At 50.4% G+C, this 4,007-nt stretch carries 4 protein-coding genes; all 4 read right to left on the bottom strand.

What is annotated here, in order from left to right:
* The coding region (locus ACLTD4_RS16065; RefSeq protein WP_412331416.1) for an ABC transporter substrate-binding protein at window positions 1–436 on the bottom strand (436 nt) is incomplete at its 3' end.
* Window positions 437–606: 170 nt separating this feature from the next.
* Window positions 607–1,470, bottom strand: a complete 864-nt coding sequence (locus tag ACLTD4_RS16060; RefSeq protein WP_117620616.1) for a YitT family protein — start codon at window positions 1,468–1,470, stop codon at window positions 607–609.
* A gap of 216 nt (window positions 1,471–1,686) precedes the next feature.
* On the bottom strand, window positions 1,687–3,198 hold the full coding sequence (gene galT, locus ACLTD4_RS16055) for a UDP-glucose--hexose-1-phosphate uridylyltransferase (protein WP_081034128.1): 1,512 nt from the start codon (window positions 3,196–3,198) through the stop codon (window positions 1,687–1,689).
* A gap of 87 nt (window positions 3,199–3,285) precedes the next feature.
* A complete protein-coding gene (locus ACLTD4_RS16050; protein ID WP_117620615.1) occupies window positions 3,286–3,807 on the bottom strand; it encodes a Gx transporter family protein in 522 nt (173 codons plus the stop codon).
* Between the last annotated feature and the right edge of the window lie 200 nt (window positions 3,808–4,007).

The following is a 4,007-nucleotide window of genomic DNA, read 5'->3' as shown; positions in this document are numbered from 1 at the left end:
TCGGGATATCCGTTGTCGCACCTGCCACTGCCTGTGCAGCCGGAGTCGCGATCGCAAGGATTAAGTCGTCGCCGTCATTCACCAGCTTGCTGGCGATGGTCTGGCAGGTCGGCTGATCGCCGGAGGCGTTCTGCTGGTCTACCGTATAATTAAGTCCGGCGTCATCGAGCGCCTGAATAAATCCCTTGTTTGCCGCGTCCAGCGCGGAATGCTGCACCAGCTGAAGAACACCGATCTTAAACTGCTTGCCGTCGTTCGTCCCGGCCGCTTCTGCTGTCGTCTCTTCTGCCTTCGTGTCAGCTGCGGAGGAAGCCGCCTCTGCCGTCGTTGTCTCTGGTGCCGCGGTCGTCTCCGCCGGCTTACTCCCACATGCCGTTAAAGACATCATCATGGCGCCTGCCAGGATGAGTGATGCCACTTTTGCTGTTTTTTTCATAACCAATCTCTCCTCTTCTTCACAAATCTCGTTCGATCTGAACTTAATTGGTATCATACTACAAAAAATCCACCCCGTCAATTTCATTGCTTTAAATTTATGTGTGTTTAACGCATTAAAGTGGATTTTTGTTAAAAATGCCGAAAACAGAGAAATGGTTTTATCACTTTTTACCCAGCTAAAAATCCATTTCCAATAATTTCACTGGAATTGGAAATCAGGATAAAGGCACTCGGCTCCACACGACGGATATAATTTCTGAGTTTTAACGCCTGGGAACGCTTCATGGTGGTCAGAACCACCGTCTTCCGGTGATGGGTAAACGCTCCCTGCGCCTCGTATACCGTCGCGCTCCGGTTCAGCCCGTTGATAATGTAATCACAGATCGGTCCCGGATCGTCACAGATGATACTGAAGCACTTGCAGAGGTTGATATTCTCGATCACATCGTCGATGACCAGCGACTTCGCCATAAGTCCGAGGGAAGAGAACAGTCCCGTCTCTGGCCCGAACACAAAGAACGCCATGATCACCGCAGCCATATCCACGACAAGCAGAACCGTGCCGATGTTGTAGCTCGTATACTTTTTCAGAATCATCGCAAGAATATCGGTTCCGCCGCTGGAGGCACCAATATGAAACAGGATCGCCGAACCGACTCCCGGAAGAAAAATCGCAAAGATCAGTTCCAGAAGAGGCTCATTGGTCAGCGGGCGGACCATCGGACACATCCGTTCTAAAAATGAAAGGGTAAATGACATCAGGATGCTGGCGTACACCGTCTTCACGCCAAATCCACGCCCTAAAAAAATAAAACCTGTCACTAAAAGCGCCATGTTGACGATGGTCGTAAATTCACTTGCCGACCAGTGGGTCATCGCGCTCACTACCGTGGCAAAACCCGTGACACCTCCGAAAGCAAAATTATTCGGGAATTTGAAAAAATAAATTCCGATGACCATAATCCAGATACTGCCCGTTATGATCCCATACTCCACCAGTGTTCTGAGTGTTTTGTTTTCAATCTGTTTCATGACTTCGTCTGTCAGCCCCGGCCTTTTCTTCCAGCCGGTCCCCCTTTTATCACGCGAGTGCTCCCGAAAACGGAGAGCGCTCCCTGCTAGTAAATGAGAGGCACGCCTCTTATTCCCAATAGAATATAGCGCAATCGTATTACAATTACAAACACCAAACAGGCTGACCCTGCCACAACAATATGTCTGTGGCAGGGCCAGCCTGCAAAAACCACTTTATGCTTCCAGAAAGCCGGTGCTGTGGAGGAAACGTCCGAACGCTTCCCTGCCCTCTCCGTCGCACTTGTAGACGCCCGCATCCTCAAGGACGCGCTCGAATACAAGGCCTACTTCCTTCTTTAAAATCCCGTCAATCGTATCCTTCGTGAGCTCCGGATACTGGGGCAGGAATTCTTCTACCCAGTCCGCGTGCTTCTCGATCATCTCGTTGCTGCGGATATCCTTTTTCTCCAGAATATACTCGGCCAAAAGGCTCAGCTCGGCCTTCAGTCTGGAAGGAAGGACGGCCAGTCCCATCACCTCAATCAGGCCGATGTTCTCCTTCTTGATGTGATGAAGCTCCTGATGAGGATGGTATACGCCTAAGGGATACTCCTCCGTCGTAATATTGTTCCGGAGCACCAGGTCCAGCTCGTACATCTCTCCCTTTTTCCTGGCAATTGGAGTGATAGTGTTATGCGGTTCCCCGTCAGTCTCTGCAAAAATAAACGCTTCCTCGTCCGTATAGCCTCTCCACGCCTGCAATACCCGGTCTCCCAGCCGGATCAAGTCGTCCGGATTCTTGCTGCGGGTTCTCAAAACGGCCATCGGCCATTTCACGATACCGGCTTCCACCCCCGGAAACTCTTCCATCTGGTAATACTTCTCGATCGGCGCCTTCGCCATGGCAAAGGTATAGTTGCCGCCCTGAAAATGGTCATGAGACAGGATAGAACCGCCCACAATCGGCAGATCCGCGTTGGAGCCCAGGAAGTAGTGAGGAAACAGCCTGACGAAATCGAACAGCTTGACAAAGGTGTTCTTCTCGATCTTCATGGGAATGTGCTGTCCGTTAAACACGATACAGTGCTCGTTATAATATACGTATGGGGAATACTGAAAGCCCCACCTGCTGTCGTTAATTTTCAAACGAATGATCCGGTGGTTGTTCCGGGCGGGATGATTCGTTCTTCCTGCGTATCCCTCGTTCTCCATACAGAGCTGGCACTTGGGATAACCGCTCTGCTTTGCCAGCTTAGCGGCCGCAATGGCTTTCGGGTCCTTCTCAGGCTTGGATAAGTTGACGGTAATATCGAGATCGCCGTACTTCGTGGGCGTCACCCATCTCATATCCTTTTTGATGCGGTACCGTCTGATGTAGTCCGAATCCTGGCTCAGTTTATAATAGTAATCCGTGGCTGCCTCCGGTGACTCCCCATCATAGATCTCCCAGAATTTCTTCTCGATCTCACCCGGTCTGGGCATCAGGCAGTTCATCAGTTTTGTATCGAATAAATCCCGGTATGTAATGCTGTCCTCCGGCATAACTCCCGTCTCATGGGCATAATCCAGCAATTCCTTTAAAACGGATTCCAAATCGGTCTCACCTGACTCACCTTCCGGTTCTTCATACTCGTCCATCCGCATCACGTCAAGAATCTGGTTCGTGGCATAGATCTTATCAACCTCCGTAATCAGTCCTGTATCCAACCCGTACTGCACCAGTTTCTTTATTGCCTCATAAATCATCCCAATCCCTCCTGTTTTCTTCATGACTGTTTCCCTCTATTATAACTTGAGGGTACGCGTAAAACAATACGATATCCTTTGTTTTTCCTATAATTTTTTTATAAAACGGGGAAGCCGTTCCACGATCAGCCCTCCGACCAGACCGATCACGAGGCCGGCGGCCGTACCTGCAATCAGGAGCACGGGCAGATAAACGAGGACTCCCGCCTGCTTTACCACAAGCGCCGCCACGCACAGCTGGCCGATGTTATGGCCCACGCCGCCGATGACGCTGATTCCCACAGAGCTGAACCATTCCCGCTTTTTGCACAGGATCATCAGCAGAATGCTTAAGGCCCAGCCGCCAAGGCTGTACATCATGCTGAAGACATTACCAAAGGTAAACGCCACCAGCACGATACGGATCATGGAAACAGCAACGGTTCCGCCGATTCCGACCGTATAGAGGCCCACGACCGTCACCAGATTGGCCAGCCCCAGCTTCACACCCGGAACCCCAAGGGAAATGGGGATCAGCGTCTCTACGAAGCTTAACACGAAGGCAAGCGCAATCAGCATGCCGTAGAGCGCCGTCTTATGTGCGGGACTTTGTTCCGTCTTTCCTGTCATAGTCTTACCTCCTTTTTTGTTCCGCCTACCATCTTACCATATTTCCGGTATAAAATACAATTGCCAGACTTCGAAAAGTCCGGCAATTGTTAAAATTCTAATCACGCATCACTGTTTACTTGGAAGCCTGCTTCAAACAGTCTTCCACACCACCTGTAAATCCGTATAAATTAATGCTTACGGAGGCGATGGTATCGGTA

It is taken from the genome of Hungatella sp. (genome assembly GCF_046966825.1).
The sequence above is the reverse complement of the archived record's forward strand: the minus strand, read 5'-3'. Positions and strand labels throughout refer to the sequence as shown.